The following is a 20901-nucleotide window of genomic DNA, read 5'->3' on the forward strand; positions in this document are numbered from 1 at the left end:
GTTCAAGCTTCTGCTGTTTGGTTAAAGTCACTTTCATAGGTAGGAATCATGATCCTGTTTCTACGTAAAATCAAGCATCTTCAATGATCACGGGTATATCTGGCATAATAAAGTTTCTTCACATTAAACTATTTACCGCCAGTGTACCCATTTTCAGTCGCGGCAGCGAGTACCACCCGGCTTTGGCGCGCTAGATATTGTCAACTAGGAGTAACACGTTATGCACGTGCTTAATTGTTATTACGTCGTTTCTTTTTTATGTGAATATGGTCGCCATGAATATGGTCGCCATGCATATGGTCGCCATGAGTACGCTCTGCATGAATAAGGAGGTTTCTTGGCGTGAGTTCGCGTTCACAAAACTGGGTTAGCGTGACACGGTATCCATGTTGTTGAAGATATAAAACACGATCAAGCACTAGCCACAGCTCCATGGCGCGCCGAAATGCACTTTTAATTAGATTGATTTTCTCCAGCACGAAAAACCTTGCTTCGCCTCGAGCCAAGTAGTGAGTCTGATCAAAGTCGCCGGGGAATGTGAGCCCTTTTTGCGCGGCCCCCCAGCGGCAAAAGGCAGCGAACCCTTGGTTAAGCTGTGACTTTTTGAGTGCGGGTAGCGGTAAATAGTGCTCAGATTGTTGATAGTCACGTTGCCATTCATCAAAGCCCAACCGATAAGTGACCTCCTGCTCGCGTTGACGGCGCACCCGCTGCCCGCCAGTGACGGACTCTTGAACCGCGAGCTTTAAATCTGCTTTTGAAAGCGTCAGGGCGGCTTCCTGCGCCTGTGCGGATAAAGGTTGATACCTATCTCCGCGAATTAAATGATAACAACAAGGTGAAACCGTTAGTGCACGCATACCCGTTGCGACCGCCTTTTGAAGAAGCTTTACGTGTAAGTCGCCACACGCGTGCAACGCCAGCCCGTGCTCACAACCGGCAATGACGACTGTTGCCGCCTCACTCATTGCATCTAACGAGTAAAACTGCATCGGGAGCGCCTTTTGATCCGCGAAAGTTTGTCCCTGTTCGCACAGTTCCGATTGCCATTCTACGCTTTCTACTGGTTTACCTGTGATCGCCGCGACACCGCGTCCTAAGTATCCTTTTCCAGCGCACCACTCTAAATAACACGCCGTCTTATCTGTTTGCGGCATCGCGCCTAAATACGCCTGTATTTGCGCCCATTTGCGTCCCGGCACACCAACATTCAAGCGCGAATCAATTTCAATATCAGTATGTTGCGCCATCGGTACTGAGACTAACGCAGGTAACTGGTTTAACGCTGGCCACCAGGTCGCGAGTTTTTTTATCACAGCGTCTGGATCCGCGTTTAACGCCGCGAGTTGCGTATTATCCAACGTGGCGAGCCATTGGCAAAGCGGCCCGCCGTCTTGCCAAGGAAGCTGAGTATGCGCCATCGGCATCGGTCGCCACAGATTTTGGTGCTGTATCAACAGATTGGTTAACTGATTAAATTGGTCGCTGAACGATAAAGATGACATGATTAGCATGAAGGTATTGATGAGTGCGTGATCAAAAAAGGCTGCCTCAGCAGCCTCGTCGTTTTAAACAGTTTATCGAACCGGAAGCGGAATGTCCTTGAACATAGCATCAATTTCTTCATTGGTACGCAGTGCTACCGCTTGGTCAATCACATTTCGGGTCAAATGCGGCGCAAAACGCTCAATAAAGTCATACATATAACTACGAAGAAAGGTTCCTTTACGGAAGCCTATCTTGGTGGTGCTCGCACCGAAAATATGACTCGCATCGATGGCAACCAAATCTGCATCAGCATGACTATCCATGGCCATGCTCGCGATCACGCCCACACCTAGGCCTAACTTCACATAGGTTTTAATCACATCCGCATCAGTTGCTGTGAATACAATTTTCGGTGTGCGGTTAGCGCGATGGAAGGCTTCATCCAGCTCAGATCGCCCTGTAAACCCAAACACATACGTTACGAGCGGATAGGCCGCGAGATCCTCAATACTGAGATCCGTTTTTTGTGCTAAAGGATGATCGGGCGTGACAATGATCGAGCGGTTCCAGTGATAACAAGGCAGCATCACCAAATCTTCGTAGAGATGAAATGCTTCGGTTGCAATGGCAAAGTCAGACGTCCCCTTTGCCACTGAACTGGATATTTGCGTCGGCGTCCCCTGGTGCATATGCAAGGAAACTTTCGGGTACCGCTTGGTAAAGGCTTTGATCACGTCGGGTAATGCATAACGCGCTTGCGTATGGGTGGTCGATATATTGAGGTTCCCCATTTCAGGATGAGTATGCTCACTAGCGACCGCTTTGATGCTTTCTACTCGTGATAAAATGCTTTGTGAGATCTCGACAATCGCCTCACCGGCTGGTGTTACTTGCGTTAAATGCTTACCACTTCGTTCGAATATTTGTACGCCTAGCTCATCTTCCAACAGCCTGACTTGTTTGCTAATCCCAGGTTGAGAGGTATACAAACTTTCCGCCGTCGCAGATACGTTAAGGTTGTGGTTAACGACTTCAACGATATATCTAAGCTGTTGTAATTTCATAGTGCAGACGCGTCAGCCTCGTGGGTTAAGTGGCAGCATGGTTTTATATCACTCATTTATATACCCAAATTCGACTATTTAATAGGCTTTGGTTATATAAACGTTAGCGATTGCACATTCACTAAGCAATTTACCCTGTCATTCTAACCGACTCGAACGCAAATAGTATTTTATTGCAACAACTTTATCGCAGATCGCGAGATCATGGGCCACACTCATAAAGGCGCATTCGACGAGGCCGCAACGCTCAGAGTTAGAGGCGGATCACTCATGCAGCTTTCACCTCTCGATTGATGCTATCTCTGTCAGTCGAGATGGTGTATCTTAACCAGTTGAGTTTATTGCAAGGAACATCGACGCTAAATTATGAATATTGCCTTGATAGCTGGCCTTTGTGTCATATTGCTCGGCCTGATTGTCGGCTACAACATATTGGCTCAACAACGAAAGCAAATCGAGTCTCACAAGCGCCAAGAAATGGCGAAGCACATTGCCGTCATCGATGCGACTGAAGAGCTGATTGGCAATGCGCATAACCTACCCTATAGCGGGACGTTACTGGCGTGCTTGAACAAAAAGATCTTGGATTCCTTGAAAGCCATGTACGAGGTCGATCCATCGGATAAGTCAATTAAGCAACGAATTAGTGCGACCCAGGCTCAAATCGATCAGGTCAAACAAAGCTACTCCAACCGAGACTCGACATCGTTTAAAGTGCCTAATAACGACCGAGAGGCAATATCGATGCTCAAACTCGTCAAGCGCTTGCGCTCAGTGGTTAAAGCCGAGCATTCGAAAGGCCGTTTGGCAACGCAAGCTTTTGTATCGGAAAACGCGCGACTAGAGCAAATGCAGCTCAAGATAAATATTGAGAACGTGATTAAACGTGCCAACGATGCGAAAAATAAAGGTCAAATGGGCACGGCGCAGCAATTACTGAAAAAAGCGATCGATGTCGTCAGTCCAAAGACCGATGAATACTCGTCAGAGATGAAACAGCATCTTGAAAAAATGCACAGCGACATCACTCATACGCTAAACAGTGGTCATGAGAAATTGCAGTCCGAGCAAGAAGAAGAAAAAAGCGAATTGGACGAGCTGTTTGCCCCCAAGAAAAAATGGTAGCGTCTCTCATCACAAACCCAAAAGGCGCTTGATGACAGCGCCTTTTTTCATGCCCTGCGTGTCTTAACTGGCTGTGGTCTTAACTGCTTCTATTGCGCGTTGGTCTTTGCAACAATATGGTCTAGCACACCGTCTGCTGCTTGCTCCAATAAGTCCAGTACGTGCTCAAATCCATCGTCGCCGCCGTAATAAGGATCTGGGATCGCACCCTCCGTCTGCTCTCCCCAACTGAGAAACAGAGACAGTTTGTTTTGGTAATCAGCCGGACATTGTGCATGCAGGTCGGCCAAGTTATTTTCATCGGCCGCTAAGATCATATCGAAATCCGCAAAATCTTCCTGCCGTACTTGACGGGCTCGAATACCGGCAAACGAGTACCCTCTCGCTTGACCTGCCTGTTGGCTCCGCTTATCTGGCGGATTACCTTGGTGATAACCTGCTGTCCCCGCAGAATCAATATTCACCATGATCCCTCTCGTCTGGGCACGGGCGCGTAATACCGCTTCTGCCGTCGGTGAACGACAAATATTGCCTAAGCAAACCACCAATAGACTCGGCACATTTTTTGGGGGTGTCATCGATAGAGTCTCCTTATTGGTAAAGTTTTACTCTATCAACTCGACACTCAGATGCCTAGTCGCTTCAATCTGCTCGCCTTTGCGTTGTTATGGGTAGCATGAAGCATGACGTCGCTTTACTATGGTGTAACGTTTATTTGGGGTTAGAAATCGTATGTCAGAACAAGGACACAAGCAACGTCAGCAAAAGTTAAAAGAAAAAGTTGATGCTCGAATTGAAGCCGCGCAACAAGAAAAAGGGCTCCTCCTGGTCATAACAGGCAATGGTAAAGGTAAATCGACATCCGCGTTTGGCACAGTGGCGCGGGCCGCCGGCCATGGGCTAAAGTGTGGCGTAGCTCAGTACATCAAGGGCACGTGGGCTTGTGGAGAGCGGGATTTACTGAGCCAACATGGTGTCGACTTTCACGTGATGAGTACCGGTTTTACCTGGGATACGCAGGACAAAACCGCAGACACCCAAGCCGCTCAGCAAATATGGGCAGCGTGTCAGGCGATGCTTGCGGATGACCGCTACGATTTAGTGGTACTGGATGAGATCACCTACATGATCACGTACGACTATATCAGCCTCGATGAAGTCATTGATGCCCTGCAACAACGCCCTAGCGAACAATCCGTTATCATCACTGGGCGTGGCGCACACCGCCGCTTAGTTGAGATAGCAGATACCGTCTCGGAAGTCAGAAACGTTAAGCATGCCTTCGACGCCGGCGTGAAAGCGCGCCAAGGCATTGACTGGTAAGCTACCGAGTAAAAACAAAGAAAGCCGTGGCTGACGTTAACCTGAGCGCCGCTTTTCTCAGGGCTTCGCGCTTAACGATATCGACTGCGTCTTGTCCACGGCATCCTCTTGGCAAGACTGGCGACACAAACGCGCATCAATCGATTGATCACCCAGCAATCGCTGCCAGAGGGTTGGCAAGGCGCTGTCTCGTAGCGGCCCTGGCTCAAGCTGCTTAGGCATAACTGACTGCCACTGCCCTTCGGCGTCTTGCTCGGCAAGCAAAAACTGAAAGGGTTGATAGTTTGCTACGCCAAAACGCAAGTCGGTCACCACCTGCTGCCCATTCCGATTTTCAAAGCGAATAAAATCACGCGAAAACGTGCGAAGTGCCATTAATGTTTCCGAGCCCGCTAGTGGCCATTGTCCGCGAGGACGCGTGATCCATTGAATATGCTTATCTTTGTCTAAGCGTGACGCGAGTCCTTCCCAGTAGTGGTCGTCGCCGATAATCACCACTCGCCACAGCAGCGTGTTAAACGGGGTGGGCATAATAATATGCGGTCGCCCTGCCAAGTCGGTTCCTTGGGTTTGGGTTGCAACACGTACTTCAATCTTTTCAAGCTGATAGACCGAACTGGCTAGGTAGAGCGTAGAGACTGCCAACCCGATACCACATGCTTTGGCGCCCCGATGTCGCCAAATACACGCGGCGATAACACTGACCAATAAGGGCACCGTATAAAGTGGGTCAATAATAAACAGGCTGGCGACCGCTACCGAAGGCACGTCTAACGGCCAAAAAAGCTTGGTACCATAAACCGTCATCGCGTCCAACAACGGGTGTGTCACGAGCACCGCGATCACCAGCGTCATGACTTGCCACAGCGGCCATTGACGACGCCATCGCCACCCGCACCATCCTATGATTGCACCAACCCAAGGCAGCACAAATAATGAGTGACTGAATCCACGGTGGTTGACCGTATTCGCCACCGGATCGCCATAATCAATCAGCACATCTAAGTCAGGTAAGGTGCCCAATGCAGCACCGGCCAAAAGCACTTTTGGAGAACAGCGCTTGCCCGAGACTAACCCAGCAACCGCCGCGCCCAGTGCCGCCTGGGTAATAGAATCCATCGCTTATCCTTTAACAAGGTTTTGATTTATTAGCGTAAAAAGTTGTAAACCGATCACTGGAATAAATTAAGCAGTTTATCGGTTGCCTCTTTTACCTTGTCATCATCCGCTTTATCACCCAGTAACTTTTTAATCCCACGCTGTGCTTCTTTGCGTGCCTTTTCTTCCAAGACTTTGTTGCTGCTGAGTAGCTGCTTGATATCTAATTGATAACTCGGCGATTGCCAGGTACCGGCCACCGTCACTGGGATGGTCACATCACGAAGTTCATCAATATCTTTACCGCCTTGACCCTTGCTGGTTTCAACCACAGACGTGAACACATCAAAATCTAACGTTTCTTTCAGCAAATCAGTTTGCCCCTCACTTCTGACTCGCAGCGCTGGGGCTTCTAGTAGCAGATCGTTGGTGCGTGCCATGCCATTTCCGATGGTAAAACTGGCGGTGAGCGCACTAAAGTCGGTTTTGCGCACATCGTTGGCAGCGTTGCTGGTCGCTTCTCCTTTCAACGTCGCTTTTGCTTCTCTCAGCATTTGTGCCAAGTTAATGCCGTTGATCGCGCCATCCTCAAAGAAAATCGCAGCACTGCCCTGAATCGCCTGACGGAGAGCATAAGGCGATAAACCTTGACCTTGGAGGTTAATATCCACATTGCCTTTGCCTTCAAGCAGATCAACCTGTGCGACATCCTCCAATAACGGCAAGATGGCAATGTTGCGTGCTTTTTTACTCACTTGATAGCGCGCGGGGGTTTGAGTGGCATCTAACATCCCTTGCACAACTACCCTGCCTTCATAGGCTTGCGTGATCAGCTCGGACACGTCGACTTTGCCACGGTTGATAGCAACCGTGGCGCGTGTTTGTCCTAAGGTAACGTTACTCACGGTAAGCCCTTTCATCGCCAGTGAGCCGGCAATATCCAGCGTCTTCAACACTCTCAGATCAGGCTCTTCTTGGCTAAGTGACCCAGTTTGCGTACTGGGGCTGGATTCATCATTGGACCCAGACTGACTTTCGTTTGCAGATTGACGAGGCGCTGCATTGTCTGTCGGTAACAAGGTATCGAGATCGATGTGATTGGTATTGAGTGCAAAACGAATTTGCGGGATATCTGCCAGCTTGATGGCCACTTTACCGTCTATGACCACCTTGTCAGTATTAAGACGGCTGGTCATCTCAGTGATATCTAACGTTTGCTGCTTGGCATCGAAGACGATATCTGCCGCCAGCTCTTGAGTCAGCGACTCGCCGGGTAATGCGTCACCCGAGAGCTGAGTGAGCATGTCCAACCCCTGCACTGTGACCTTGTCTTGGCTTTCTGCCACAGTAACTTGTGCGTTTCCAGAGGTTTCAACCTTTAGCTCTGACGTCTGCGCATTGATATTAAAGCCGAGCTGAGCCGCTTGACCCAAGGCGACACGGTCGAGGGTAATATTGGCTTCATTGATGGTCATCTCGCCTTGTTGTGCCGAAACATTTAGCGCAAGTTCTCGTAACTGACTTTGTTGTGGATCCGCGGCAAGCTTCAGTTCACCCTGCCCTTGCGCGCTGAAGGTCGCACCATCCTGTTCGCCACGCAGTGATACGGTCAGTGGCGTCCATATATCGGTTGCTATATTGCCCACTTGGAGATCAACATCTCGTAAGGCCGTTTGCGTACCCGCCTGATCATCTTTAATCACGACGCTGGCATTGGTGACGCGTAGACCTTGTAAAGAAACTTGCCACGTCCCACTCACTGTATCTTGCTGGCTAGCCGGCTCTGACGACGTCGAACTTGTCTGTTGCTCTGCCGACGCGCCAACGTTTTTTGGTTGAGTTGGCGTCACTGTTTGAGCTGGCGTCACATTGCTATCGCCGTTCGCCAACGTTTGAATAAATACATGCGGGTCTTGTAAGACAATTTCACCCACTTGTAATGTCTGAGACATCAATGGCAACACATCAACGGATAATTGCGCGCGCGACAAACGGAGTAAATCAGGCTCATCAAAACCAGGTCGGTTTTTGATCGCCACCTCAGCAATGGAAAAGCCCAAACTCGGCCAGAACTGCCACTCGATGTCGCCACCGATAACGACCTCATAGCCCGTTTGCTCTGCGACTTGTTCCACCAGCAAGGGCTTAAATTGATTGGGGTTTACCGTGGCAATTAAAGCCGCGACGGCGCCAATCAACACCACGACGAATGCTGCGAGAATAAGGACGATTTTTTTTATCATTGCAAGATGCTCCTTGTGTGTCAGACGCGTTATCGACCACGATTTAACCGTCGAGTTCCTGGTGAGAAAAAAAATGCGCCCTCAGGCGCATTTCACTCATTAAGCCTTGTCTTGGCTAATACGAGAGGCGACTGCCCCTTGCTGATTTTTGTACTTGGCATTGTCCCGTTTATTATAAGGCTGGTCCGCTGACCCTGACATGGGCTCAAAGCTTAAGGCGCCGATCGGCATGCCGGGACGTAGCGCTAACGGTAGACGCCCATTATTATAAAACTCTAGAACAATTCGCCCTGACCAGCCCGGATCTATTCGGTGTGCCGTGACATGGACCATCAAACCCAACCGCGCCAACGATGAACGGCCATCGAGCCAACCGACAATATTATCGGGTAATGTCACAGCCTCATGCGTGACTGCCAAGGCCAATTGACCCGGATGAAGATAAAAAGGGTCGCCGTCAGCGATTTCTATTTCATCACTCATAACACGCTCAAGCTGGGCGTTCACTTCTTGTTTCGGCCCCGATAAATCAATATAAGCGGCCCCATGATCGTTAAACACACGGAACTGGTTACCCAGGGTCACATCCGCAGTCACGCCCGAAATCGCGTCTGCGGCAGGACGGGGATCAATTTTGATGCGGCCATCATCAAGGTGTTCTTTGATATGCCTGTCGCACAGTCGCATCTAACATTCCTCACGGTTATTTACTCACGCGGTGTTTTGCTTTATGCACCGCACTCATTCGATATATTCGCGCACACATTATGGATTAAACCACGACTGATTACCTAGAGACACAGTCATTGCCCCATCATGTGATGGGAGATCATGCCTTACGCTTTAAGTAAACGCGCGATATGCGCTTTTAGTACATCAATCGCAATGCGGTTTTTACCCCCGCGCGGGACAATGATATCGGCATATTGCTTCGACGGCTCAATAAACTGCATAAACATAGGGCGGACCGTCTTTTGATACTGCTCCATCACCGAATCCATGGTACGACCGCGCTCGGCAACGTCACGTTTCATCCGACGCAGTAAACAAATATCAAGTGGCGTGTCCATAAAGACGCTGGCGTGGATCAAATTGCGAAGACGGGGATCGGTGAGAAGCAGAATACCTTCGAGGATGATCACTTTTTTGGGCGTCATCGTCGTGGTTTCTCCCATACGGGTGTGCTCGGAGTAACTATAAACCGGCACATCAGCCGGCTGACCGGCGACCAATGCTTCAAGATGCTCACACAAAAGATCGTGATCCAGTGCCTGAGGGTGGTCATAATTGGTTTTTACGCGCTCTTCCATGCTGAGGTGGCTCTGATCACGATAATATCTATCTTCTGTAATCACGCCGATTTGATGATCACCGACTTTTTCCTTTAATTCCTTATAAATGGTGCTGGCGATCAGGCTTTTACCGGAAGCAGAGGCACCTGCAATACCGATAATAACGCAGTGGTGGTTGTTGTCACTCATAATATGAATACCCAGGGGAAGCTTGGCGGAATCAACATAAACCGCCTGATTATAGGGAGTTGAAGCAGCTGGCGCCAGAGAAAATCGCGCTTGTCTGTGCATCCGGCCGCTTTAGCCGATAAATCACGGCCGGTTGCGCAATCAGGGCGACACAGTTTGTACGCTAATCTGTTCAGGACGTGTTTCACCTTGCCAGTAGAGCTGACTGGCGACCGTCGCTGCCATCTGTCGATAAACCGCCGCATGCTCACTGTTAGGGCGCGCGACCATGCTTGGAACACCGGCATCAATATCTTCCCGAATCGCGACATGAAGCGGTACCTGTGCAAGCACTGGCGTCCCCTGCTCTTGCGCCATTTTATCGGCGCCCCCTGAGCCAAAAATGGCTTCATGATGGCCGCATTGCGAGCAAATGTGATAACTCATGTTTTCTACCACGCCCAACACGGGAACGTGAACTTTTTCAAACATCGCCACCCCTTTCACCGCATCGGCCAATGCCAAATCTTGTGGCGTTGTCACCACAATCGCGCCTGTCACCGGAAACTGTTGCGCCAAACTCAGTTGGATGTCACCGGTACCAGGCGGCATATCGACGACTAAATAATCCAGCTCGGGCCACCGTGTTTCGTTGATCAGCTGTGCAAACGCTTTTGAGGCCATAGGACCTCGCCAAACAGTCGCGTTATCTGCGGGCACCAGATAACCGATCGAATTTGAGGCGATACCATGGCGCGTCACAGGCTCCATTAACTTGCCATCATGGGTTTGTGGCTCACTATCTTTGGCGCCCAACATGATAGGTAAAGACGGCCCATACACATCCGCATCAACAATGCCGACTGCAGCGCCCTCCGCATGCAACGCAAGCGCTAGGTTCACAGCGGTGGTCGATTTACCGACGCCACCTTTCGCTGAGCTTACAACAATCAGGTTTTTCACCCCTTTCACCGGCGTTTTTTCGCCCGTTTTTAACGGTGCCACCCGTTGCATCAGTTCAAATTGGTTGGCAAGGGCATCAGACTGCGCACTGAGCCAATCTTTAAGCGCTTCAGCGATAGAGTGCGCCGCAAAGGGGAACGTGACCCTAAAGCCATGATCTGCGGTTCTCACCCACCCCGTTTGGCTTGCCCACTGCTCGACCAACTGCGGGTGTGAGAATTGATTAAGTAACGCGATCGCATCATCAAGGTTTGAGAGCGAAGCAGCTGTGTCTTCTTTTTTTGTTTTTTTCTTTTTGGACCCAAAAAACATCCAGCACCATCCCGTTGATTGAAATATGTTAGCCGCTCGTGTGCGTCTTTAACGGATAAACGCGCGAGTACCCGGCCTTACACTAGGCAAGGCATATCGTATCAGGTAAGATTTCCGCAATCATTCCATTCATATCATAAGAGCGAATAAACAAGATTATGGCTGCAAACCCACGGAAAATTCTGGTGACCTGTGCGCTGCCTTATGCGAACGGCTCGATTCATTTGGGCCACATGCTCGAGCATATTCAGGCAGATGTATGGGTTCGCTATCAACGCCTGCGTGGCAACACCACTCACTTTATTTGTGCTGACGATGCTCACGGCACACCTATCATGTTAAAAGCGCAGCAAATGGGTGTCGAGCCAGAAGCCATGATCGCCGGCGTGCAACAAGAGCACCAGGCAGATTTTGATGGCTTTGATATCAGCTTCGATAATTACCACAGCACCCACAGTGATGAAAACCGCGAATTAGCGTCATTCATTTATACGCAACTTCGTGATAAAGGTTATATCACCAGCCGCACGATATCTCAGCTGTTTGATCCGGAAAAAGAAATGTTCTTGCCGGATCGCTTTGTCAAAGGCGAATGTCCGAAGTGTCACGCCGACGATCAATACGGCGATAACTGTGATAACTGTGGTGAAACCTATACGCCGGCTGAATTGATCAATCCTCGTTCCGCAGTCAGCGGTGCCACGCCGGTGATGCGTGATTCAGAGCACTTTTTCTTCGATTTACCACAGTTCGAGCAAATGCTTAACGAGTGGATCAAGTCTGGTTCGCTGCAAAGCGAAATCGCTAACAAGATGAATGAGTGGTTCGAAACCGGTCTTCAGCAGTGGGATATCTCCCGCGATGCGCCCTACTTTGGTTTTGAAATCCCCGACCAACCCGGCAAGTTTTTCTACGTTTGGCTCGATGCACCGATCGGCTATATGGGGTCGTTTAAAAACTATTGTGACAAACGCGGTGATATCGACTTTGATGAATACTGGAAGGCTAATAGCGACACCGAGCTATACCATTTCATCGGCAAAGATATTGTTTATTTCCATAGTCTGTTCTGGCCTGCCATGCTGGACGGTGCTGGCTTCCGTAAACCTAACAACGTCTTCGTGCACGGCTATGTCACGGTCAATGGCGCGAAAATGTCCAAGTCAAAAGGGACATTTATCAAAGCCAGTACCTATTTGAACCATCTTGATCCAGAATGCCTGCGATACTATTACGCGGCCAAGCTCAATAGCCGCATTGATGATCTGGATTTAAGCCTGGATGATTTTATCCAGCGTGTGAACACGGATGTTGTCAACAAGGTCGTCAACCTGGCATCACGTAACGCTGGCTTTATCACTAAGCGCTTTGATGGTCAGCTCTCTGATACGTGCGCCGAACCCGAGCTTTATCAATCGTTCATCGACAAAGCTGAATACATTGGTGAGCTTTACGAAGCCCGAGAGTTTAACCGCGCCATCCGCGAAATTATTGGCTTGGCCGACAAAGCCAACCAATACGTGGACGAAAAGGCGCCATGGGTGATCGCTAAAGAAGAAGGAAAAGACGCCGAACTACAAGCGATTTGCTCTGTGGGGATTAACCTATTCCGTGTGCTGATGACGTACCTCAAACCTGTGATGCCTAAGCTGGCAGAGCGCACGGAAGGCTTTTTGAATGATACCTTGACGTGGGAAAGCATTGCGACGCCACTGACCGGCCATCGCATTAGCAAGTTCAAGGCACTGTTTAACCGTATCGATCCGAAAGCCGTCGACGCCATGATCGCCGCGAGCAAGGAAGATGCAGCCGCTGAACAAGCAGAAAAGGCCAAAGCACAAGGGCCGTTAGCGGACGAGCCGATTGCCGATGAAATCGAATTTGGTGACTTTGCTAAGGTCGATCTGCGTGTCGCTAAAATTGTTGAGTGTGAGGCGGTGCCAAAAGCGGACAAACTGCTGAAGTTTAAGCTCGATATTGGCGGTGAAACGCGTCAGGTGTTCTCTGGGATCAAATCGGCCTACAAGCCGGAAGATCTCGTGGGTAAGCACACCGTCATGGTCGCCAACTTAAAGCCTCGCAAGATGAAATTCGGCATGTCAGAGGGCATGATCCTCGCGGCGGGTCCGGGTGGCAAAGAAATCTGGATTTTAGAGCCGCATGAAGGGGCTCAACCTGGCATGCGCGTCATGTAAAACAGCGCGATAGCTAAAACATCAAAGGGCCCAACAAGGGCTCTTTTTTTTGCCTGCGACTCTCTTAGTTTGCACCGTTTGATAGTTTGCACCGTTTGAGTGCGCTCAAGCGCTATCATAGTGCGTTTTTATCTGATCTTGATGCCCTTAACGCCGCTTTCATAGGATGTGACCCGCTTCTCATCTTTGGCACAGTTCATGCTGAGCTTGATGACTGAGAGTCGCGATCGTAAGGAGAGCATATGGGATGGTTAGTCATGGTAGGCGCACTGGCGCTCGGAATAGCGGTCGTCGTCGCCGTCGTACTTTACCGTCAACGCCCAGATTGGCCGTTACATCAGCTACATGAATTACGTGCGCTGCTGCAGCACGCACGTGAGCTGGCCGCTCAAACACATATTGCTTCCAGTGACTACCAACATTTACTCAGTCAAATTCGTCAATTGCACCACTTAGCGCCTCAGGCACAAAAACCGATGTATCGGCTTTTATTTCATCATTTACATGCGCTACCGCAATACGATGAAGTCACACAAGCACGGATGAAAAACCGCGCGTTACAACATATTATTTATCTTGTTGACGAGGCGGTGCCACCCTTCCTGATAGCCCACAATGACGAAGCCAGCTTGTCGCATTATCAACACGTGTGGTATGCCGTTTTAGAATTATTACAAGCACGTCAGCGATATTCTTACGCCAGTATTCAGTTACACAAAGCGACGCCAAATTCGAGCCAATCATTAAATCTGCAACAGCAAATTTTAGTGAAACGCTTATGCCAGCTCCAGCACCTTAACCTAGAGGATTCGCTAAGCACAGAGATTGATCGCCTTATCTCCCAACTCAGTAACGACGCTGAGCGGGCCTTAGCGACTGAGGCACCGTTAGCAACTGAGAAATCGTTGGTAACTGAGAAACCGTTAGCTGATAAGACACCACTGGCCAGTCGCCTCGCACTATCTCAGCGCGTCAATGCAGTGATACTCACCGTGCTCGATAATTGTCTTGCCGACCTATTAGCAGGCTTTCCTGCACCACAGGACGATATTTTTAATACCTTATCGCCCTTGCATGAGCCGCGAAATAGCGCTAAACAAACAGCGCTTAACAGATAGCGCTAAACAAACAGTGCGTGACAGACAGTGCTTAACCGATAATCCCCACGTTTATGCAAGCATAAAAAAAGCCGACAATCGTGCCGGCTTCATGGTTATTAAGCACACGGTGAGCCCATTAGCCTATATGCGTTTGTCCACCCATATACGGACGTAATACCTCAGGGATTTCGATACGACCATCCGCTTGCTGATAGTTTTCCAAAATGGCCACCAAGGTACGACCCACAGCTAAGCCAGACCCATTGAGCGTGTGCAACAGCTCAGGCTTCTTCTCACCTTTACGGCGGAAACGCGCCTGCATACGACGCGCTTGGAAGTCCAAGGTATTTGAGCATGATGAAATTTCACGATAGGTATCTTGCGCAGGCAACCAAACTTCTAGGTCATAGGTTTTGGCCGCGCCAAAGCCCATATCACCGGTGCATAACAGTACTTTTCGGTAAGGCAGGTTCAGCAACTGCAATACTTTTTCGGCATCGGCGGTAAGTGATTCGAGTGCTGCCATAGAATCTTCAGGCTTCACCACTTTCACCAGCTCGACTTTATCAAACTGATGCATACGAATCAGTCCACGCGTATCACGTCCGTAGGAGCCGGCTTCTGAACGGAAACACGGTGTGTGTGCGGTCATGCACAGCGGCAGATCCGCTTCATCGATGATCTCATCGCGTACCATGTTAGTCAGAGGTACTTCCGCGGTTGGGATTAACGACATGCCGATCCCCTCTTCGGTGGCCGGCTTGGTGTTAAACAAATCGTCACCAAACTTAGGCAATTGGCCGGTGCCATAGAGACTGTCGGCATTGACTAAGTACGGCACATACATTTCGGTATAGCCGTGTTCGTTGGTATGTAAATCGAGCATAAACTGGGTTAAAGCACGATGCATGCGCGCCATCTGCCCTTTCATCACGATAAAGCGAGAGCCAGATAGTTTTACCGCACTGGCAAAGTCGAGACCACCGGACAGTTCACCTAAATCAACATGATCTTTGACCTCAAAATCAAACTGACGCGGTTCACCCCAGCGCATGATCTCCTGGTTCTCAGACTCATCTTTACCACTTGGGACGTCTTCCGCCGGTAAGTTAGGCACGCTCATCACCACGTCGTTGACTTTTTGCTGCAGCGCCGCGAGCTCTGTTTTCGCTGCGTCCAACTCATCACCAAGGTTTGACACTTCTTCTAGCAATGGCGCAATGTCTTCACCCTTTGCTTTAGCCTGGCCAATGGACTTCGATCGGGAATTACGCTCTGCTTGCAGTTGTTCGGTGCGAATTTGCAGCGCCTTACGTTGTTCCTCGAGTTCACGCATAGCGTCAACGTCAAGCGTAAAGCCACGACGAGCGAGTTGTTGAGCGGTTTCTTCCAGCTCAGTTCGAAGTAATTTGGAATCCAGCATGCTAATCCTGTGCTTTTCGGGTTGATTAGTTGGTTGTCACTTGTCATCACGTTTGAAAACAAGCGTCGATACTGCGTATTGTATTACGCGATTGGTCAAGGGTGACGGTGGATGTCACCACGACGAGGAGACTGCGTCTTCATGGCGTCGCTGCACTCTAAACCTTACCCAAAAAGGGTAAACTTGCCTAGCGCTTTTGCGGGCTTTTTGCATCCTGCTCGGCCAGAAAGGCGAGCTTTTCGGCGATTTTAATTTCTAGCCCACGATTAACGGGCTGATAATAGCGAGTATCGCCAAGTTCGGACGGTAGATAGCGTTCTCCTGCCGCATAAGCATTGGGCTCATCATGGGCATATCGATAGCCCTTCCCATGCCCCATATCTTCCATCAATGCGGTCGGCGCATTGCGCAAGTGCATGGGAACAGGCGCGTTGGCGGTTTCTTTAGCGTCTCGCAACGCTTGTTTCCATGCGGTGTAAACAGCATTGCTTTTGGGCGCGCTGGCTAAATATACAGCGGCTTGAGCAATCGCTCGCTCGCCTTCCGCCGGTCCTACGCGAGTAAAGCAATCCCACGCATTCAATGCCACCTGCATGGCACGTGGATCCGCATTGCCAATATCCTCCGAGGCGATAGCTAATAAGCGGCGGGCCACATAAAGGGGATCGCCACCGGCACTGACAATGCGTGCGTACCAATACAGGGCGCCATCAGGACTCGAGCCACGGACGGATTTATGAAACGCAGAAATCAAATCGTACCAAGCATCCCCTTGCTTATCGAATTGCGCCACTTTTTCACCGGCAACGTCTTTAAGCATCGACAGCGTCACTTGGCCATCAGCCATATCTGCCAGCATTTCCAGAAGATTCAACGCCATGCGCGCATCGCCGCTGCACGTCGCGGTTAACGCCGCTTTAACGCCTTTATCGAAAGTGAGTGCCTGCTCGCCTAACCCGCGTTGCGAGTCGGCAAGCGCTTGATCAATCACGGCTTCAAGATCGCGATCATCCAGGCTTGTCAGTCGGTAGACGCGGGCGCGCGATAGTAAGGCATTGTTAAGCTCAAACGATGGATTTTCCGTCGTGGCGCCAATAAAGGTGACGGTCCCCGACTCGACATGAGGCAGAAAAGCGTCTTGCTGACTTTTGTTAAAGCGATGTACCTCATCAACGAATAAGACAGTGCGTACACCCGCTTGCTTGTTTTGCTCTGCACGTCCAATCGCTTCTCGGATCTCTTTCACACCGGAGGTCACCGCAGAAATTTGTTCCAGCTCGGCATTAGCTTGACGCGCAGCAATATCGGCCAGTGTGGTCTTGCCTGTGCCCGGTGGTCCCCAAAAAATCATGGAATGAAGCGTCCCCGACTCAATGGCACGGCGTAGCGGTTTGCCTTCGCCAAGCAGATGGCGCTGGCCAATATATTGGTCCAAGGTGACGGGCCGCATACGCGCGGCCAGTGGGCGAAAGTCCTCAGCGAAATCGAGCGGCAAGGTAGGCAAGGCATCCTCCGATGCGGTTAACGTGACTGGCGTTGATCGTCGACCATGACCGACTCAGGCGGGGTAAACGAAAACAAGTCCGCGTCTGGCGTTTGTCGGCTAAATTGGCTCAGTGCGAACTGACTCTGTTGCCCATCTTGCTCAACGACTCTAAAGCCAGTCAAGGTACCATCGGGCTTGACCGTGACATCAAACTGACCAATGGTGCCGGTGGTTTTTGGCGTGAGCGTGAAGGTATTGCCTTCCTGGGTGATTTGGTAATCCTGCCAATCACTCGGTTGGTTACGGGTCAATAGCACGAAGGGCGTTTGTGCTGTTGCCTCTTCTAACCACATGGCAGTTACTTGTTCAACAAAGGGGCTGTAGTACCACAAGGTTTCACCATCAGAAATCATGATGGTTTCGTCCGGCGACGTGGTGGTCCAGTTAAACAAATTAGGGCGTTGGATAGCCAAGGTCCCTTTCGCTTGATGAATCTCGTCACCCTCTGGGCTTTGGACCTTTTGTTCAAACTGTGCGCTGAACGCATCAACCTTATTCAGTCTTTCGATTAAATGTTGTTGCGCCTCTGTTTGCGCTTGCGCGCTGACAACAACCAAGAGAGATATCACCGCCAACAGGTGGCGGACAGCAGCAAATCGAGTCATTGAACCTTCCATTCGATCAATCTTTCGGTGGCGGCGGTGCGATTACTTCGCGATTACCGTTATGGCCTGGTGAACTTACGACACCGTGTGCTTCGAGTTGTTCCACAATACGCGCCGCACGGTTATAACCAATTTTAAATCGACGCTGGACACCAGACACGGAACCACGACGACTTTCGGTCACAAATTCAACCACTTGATCAAACAACTGGTCCAGCTCTTCGCCATCGCCGCCGGTCGGCGCTTCACCAGGTAATAAGCTATCTGCACCTTGATCGCCTTGGGTGATTTCATCGATATATTGCGGCTTGCCTCGCGCTTTCCAATTATTAACCACCCGATGCACTTCTTCATCACTGACAAAGGCACCATGCACGCGAATCGGATGGTTGGAACCATTCGGCATAAAGAGCATATCCCCCATTCCCAGCAACGACTCAGCGCCGCCTTGGTCAAGGATGGTGCGCGAGTCTGTTTTGGTCGAGACAGTAAACGCCATACGCGTTGGAATATTGGCTTTAATCAGCCCCGTAATCACATCAACAGAAGGACGTTGGGTGGCTAACACAAGGTGAATACCCGCGGCCCGTGCTTTTTGTGCTAATCGTGCGATCAACTCTTCGACTTTTTTACCAACCACCATCATGAGATCGGAAAATTCATCTACCACCACCACGATATAGGGCAGTTTTTCCAGTTTAGGCGCCGATTCATCCATACTATCGCCCGATTTCCATAGTGGGTCAGGGATCGGATTATTCGCGGCTTCTGCTGCTTTGACCTTTTCGTTAAAACCTTTAAGGTTGCGCACGCCAAGGGCTGACATCAGCTTGTAACGTCGTTCCATCTCACCCACGCACCAACGCAGCGCATTCCCCGCATCCTTCATATCGGTGACAACTTCTGACAACAAATGCGGAATGCCCTCATAGACCGATAACTCCAGCATTTTAGGGTCGATCATGATAAAGCGCACATCTTCAGGAGACGCCTTATAGAGCATACTAACCAGCATCACGTTCACGCCCACAGATTTACCCGACCCTGTCGTCCCTGCCACCAGCATATGCGGTGCTTTGCCAAGATCGGTAATAATGGCTTCGCCGGCAATGTCATTTCCCAAGACTACGGAGATCGGCGATTGGCTGTTTTTAAATCGCTCACTGCCAATCACTTCTGACATAAACACCGTTTCGCGATGCTCGTTCGGCAGTTCAAGGCCAATATAAGGTTTACCTGGGATCACCTCGACCACGCGCACCGCGGTGGTTGATAGCGCACGCGCTAAGTCTTTAGACAAACCTGAAATTCGTGAGACCTTAACGCCCGGCGCCAAATCAAGCTCAAAACGCGTGATCACCGGCCCTGGATACACGCCCACCACGCGTGCTTGCACTTTAAAATCTTCCAAGCGCGCCTCAACCAAGCGCGCAATTTGCTCTAGCTCTTCGCGCGTGGCTTGTTGCGCGGTATGGCGCGCAGGATCCAACAGATCGAGGGTTGGAAAAGGTTCTGCCGGTTTAGGCAAATTGGGCTCATCTTTCACTAAAAAAGGATGGTCGAGCCCGGCCGCTTGCTGTTGGGATTTTTGTGCTTGGCGAATCGTTTCTTGGAAAGGATCCTCGTCATCATCGGCCAACTTGCTTGCCTGCTCCGCGCGCTCTAGCTCCGAGAGTCCATCTTGATTGCCATAGGTGGTATCAGCGTACTCTGAGTGCTTTGTTTCTGAGAGCTTTGTCTCTGAATGCTCTGGCTCTGAATGCTTTGTCTCTGAGAGCTTTGTCTCTGAATGCTCTGAATCTGTCGACACGTAAGTTGCGACCGACTCACGATCATGCTGAGTCGGTGTTTGGGCTTGCGGGTCTGAGTCGGTGTCTGCGCTGAATACCGACGCAGAGGGCTCATCATCAGCAACAGCGGTTTGCCATTGTCCCAATGCCGGTTCATCCGCACTCTCTGACAGGGAGGATTCGGATTGCGTCGAACCGGCTTGCTCAGCGGTGGCATGTCCACCAAAGATGATCGACCTTTCACTCTCGTGCGCGCTGTGATCAACGGTTTCTTTTTCCGTCTCTGTCGTTTTTTCAGCGACCGATTTTTTCTCAGAAACGGACGCTTTCTCAGGCGATGTCGGCGTCAATCGACGTAAATCACTCAGCTCCATCGGTTCACAAGTCTCACGCGATTGCGTCACGTCTGTGCGCTCGGGGGCCGATGAGCCAGGCGCACCAAGTTGTGTCGGGGTATCGCCACGCACGCGATTAACCAGCCAGGTGATACCATTCAGCGTCACCGCGCCGAGGTGATCCACGATCGTGAGCCATGAAATTCCCGTGAATAAGGTGAAACCGGCCGCCCAGCCAAACAACATGACCAAGGTGGTCCCTAAGACATTAAACAAGGGCAAAGCAAGGCTATTGGTGACATCTCCCATCACGCCACCGGATGAAAAATGCCAAAAGTCATCAAAATTGAGATCAGCCAACGAACAACTGGTCAGGAAAAGGACCAGAAGCCCCAATAGACGTGCGCCAATAATGGTGTAATTAATGGGTTCATTATCACCACGCCGCCGCAAAAAAACCCAACCGCCAAGAATAGCGGCAGGGGGTAATGGATACGCCAAGATCCCAAACGAGAAGAAAAAGCTGTCTGCTATCCATGCACCCATCGCGCCAGCCGCATTATGAACGTCACCATGCCACGCGGTTTGCGACCACGAAGGATCAGCCGGATTAAAAGATAACAATGCCACCATGGTAAACACAGCAGCGGCGAGGACCAAGATGAATCCACACTCTTTTAAACGTTGACCGCCATCTAAACGCGCTTTCGGCTGAGCCGTTTTCGGCTCTCGACGTAAAGAAAACTCCATCATTACCTGTTTAATATTATTCGTTAATCGCATTCCTCACCCTGAATGGAGGCTTGCTCTGATTGCCCTGACTTTATCACA

16 protein-coding genes are annotated in these 20901 nt (G+C 50.3%); 4 read left to right on the forward strand and 12 right to left on the reverse strand.

Going from position 1 to position 20901, the window contains the following annotated elements:
* Positions 1-230 precede the first annotated feature (230 nt).
* Together BZJ21_RS00005 and cysB are read right to left on the reverse strand one after the other, a co-directional pair.
* Positions 231-1505, reverse strand: a complete 1275-nt coding sequence (locus BZJ21_RS00005; RefSeq protein WP_158075488.1) for a methyltransferase — start codon at positions 1503-1505, stop codon at positions 231-233.
* Between the two features lie 72 nt (positions 1506-1577).
* Entirely contained in the window at positions 1578-2552 is a 975-nt protein-coding gene (gene cysB / locus BZJ21_RS00010; RefSeq protein ID WP_021022404.1) for an HTH-type transcriptional regulator CysB, read from the reverse strand.
* A gap of 366 nt (positions 2553-2918) precedes the next feature.
* On the opposite strand from cysB, the gene BZJ21_RS00015 reads away from it, so the two are divergent.
* Positions 2919-3677 carry a hypothetical protein gene (locus BZJ21_RS00015; RefSeq protein ID WP_021022405.1) on the forward strand — a complete coding sequence of 253 codons (759 nt, stop codon included), beginning with the start codon at positions 2919-2921 and terminating at the stop codon, positions 3675-3677.
* Between the two features lie 89 nt (positions 3678-3766).
* On the opposite strand, the gene BZJ21_RS00020 is transcribed toward BZJ21_RS00015, so the two are convergent.
* Positions 3767-4255, reverse strand: coding sequence for a low molecular weight protein-tyrosine-phosphatase (locus tag BZJ21_RS00020; protein ID WP_077647408.1), 489 nt, complete (start codon positions 4253-4255; stop codon positions 3767-3769).
* A 154-nt stretch (positions 4256-4409) separates the two neighbouring features.
* Between BZJ21_RS00020 and cobO the strand changes: the two genes are divergently transcribed.
* Positions 4410-5000 carry a cob(I)yrinic acid a,c-diamide adenosyltransferase gene (gene cobO / locus BZJ21_RS00025; RefSeq protein ID WP_077668829.1) on the forward strand — a complete coding sequence of 197 codons (591 nt, stop codon included), beginning with the start codon at positions 4410-4412 and terminating at the stop codon, positions 4998-5000.
* 57 nt (positions 5001-5057) lie between these two features.
* Here the strand turns inward: cobO and BZJ21_RS00030 are convergent, their stop codons facing one another.
* From BZJ21_RS00030 to apbC, 5 genes are all read right to left on the reverse strand, one after another.
* Positions 5058-6119, reverse strand: a complete 1062-nt coding sequence (locus tag BZJ21_RS00030) for a metal-dependent hydrolase (protein ID WP_077668830.1) — start codon at positions 6117-6119, stop codon at positions 5058-5060.
* 53 nt (positions 6120-6172) lie between these two features.
* On the reverse strand, positions 6173-8341 hold the full coding sequence (locus BZJ21_RS00035; protein WP_077668831.1) for an AsmA family protein: 2169 nt from the start codon (positions 8339-8341) through the stop codon (positions 6173-6175).
* A gap of 99 nt (positions 8342-8440) precedes the next feature.
* Positions 8441-9028, reverse strand: coding sequence for a dCTP deaminase (gene dcd / locus BZJ21_RS00040; protein ID WP_021022410.1), 588 nt, complete (start codon positions 9026-9028; stop codon positions 8441-8443).
* A gap of 149 nt (positions 9029-9177) precedes the next feature.
* Complete coding sequence (gene udk / locus BZJ21_RS00045) at positions 9178-9822, reverse strand: uridine kinase (RefSeq protein WP_077460248.1); 645 nt, start codon at positions 9820-9822, stop codon at positions 9178-9180.
* A gap of 141 nt (positions 9823-9963) precedes the next feature.
* Positions 9964-11076, reverse strand: a complete 1113-nt coding sequence (gene apbC, locus BZJ21_RS00050) for an iron-sulfur cluster carrier protein ApbC (protein ID WP_077668832.1) — start codon at positions 11074-11076, stop codon at positions 9964-9966.
* 158 nt (positions 11077-11234) lie between these two features.
* Between apbC and metG the strand changes: the two genes are divergently transcribed.
* On the forward strand, positions 11235-13271 hold the full coding sequence (gene metG, locus BZJ21_RS00055) for a methionine--tRNA ligase (protein ID WP_077460195.1): 2037 nt from the start codon (positions 11235-11237) through the stop codon (positions 13269-13271).
* A gap of 242 nt (positions 13272-13513) precedes the next feature.
* Positions 13514-14389, forward strand: coding sequence for a hypothetical protein (locus tag BZJ21_RS00060; RefSeq protein ID WP_077668833.1), 876 nt, complete (start codon positions 13514-13516; stop codon positions 14387-14389).
* A gap of 118 nt (positions 14390-14507) precedes the next feature.
* Here the strand turns inward: BZJ21_RS00060 and serS are convergent, their stop codons facing one another.
* From serS to BZJ21_RS00080, 4 genes are all read right to left on the reverse strand, one after another.
* Entirely contained in the window at positions 14508-15794 is a 1287-nt protein-coding gene (gene serS / locus BZJ21_RS00065) for a serine--tRNA ligase (protein ID WP_077460193.1), read from the reverse strand.
* Positions 15795-15981: 187 nt separating this feature from the next.
* Positions 15982-17244: a replication-associated recombination protein A gene (locus BZJ21_RS00070; protein WP_051109666.1), complete on the reverse strand. Its 1263-nt coding sequence runs from the start codon at positions 17242-17244 to the stop codon at positions 15982-15984.
* 71 nt (positions 17245-17315) lie between these two features.
* Complete coding sequence (gene lolA / locus BZJ21_RS00075) at positions 17316-17945, reverse strand: outer membrane lipoprotein chaperone LolA (RefSeq protein ID WP_021022417.1); 630 nt, start codon at positions 17943-17945, stop codon at positions 17316-17318.
* A 16-nt stretch (positions 17946-17961) separates the two neighbouring features.
* A complete protein-coding gene (locus BZJ21_RS00080; protein ID WP_077668878.1) occupies positions 17962-20820 on the reverse strand; it encodes a DNA translocase FtsK in 2859 nt (952 codons plus the stop codon).
* Between the last annotated feature and the right edge of the window lie 81 nt (positions 20821-20901).

Source organism: Salinivibrio costicola subsp. alcaliphilus (genome assembly GCF_001996185.1).
GTDB lineage: Bacteria > Pseudomonadota > Gammaproteobacteria > Enterobacterales > Vibrionaceae > Salinivibrio > Salinivibrio costicola.